A 234-nucleotide genomic window follows, 5' to 3' on the forward strand; every position below is an offset into this window, starting at 1 on the left:
ATGCATTTCCTTTTTGTAATCCAGTAATTCTTACATTAGAGTTGTTTGTTTTATATATGCTTACTGTATTTACTAATTCTGAATCTGTGTTTAAAACATTAGAAGTTTTGGTATGTAAAAAGAGTCTTCCTATTGTAGATGCTTCTGTAACCTTGGTTTTGTATTCTGAATTTTCTAAATCTCAACGTGTAAATGTATTTTCTACCCTATCTTCTAAAAATACTTTATAACCAT

1 protein-coding gene is annotated in these 234 nt (G+C 27.4%); it reads left to right on the plus strand.

Translation table 11 applies throughout. The features are described from left to right. On the plus strand, positions 1-230 hold a 230-nt coding region (locus tag ACY2RW_RS16435), incomplete at its 5' end, for a hypothetical protein (protein ID WP_490123797.1). Positions 231-234: the final 4 nt, after the last annotated feature.

The sequence above is a fragment of the Polaribacter sp. 2305UL8-11 genome, assembly GCF_058147165.1.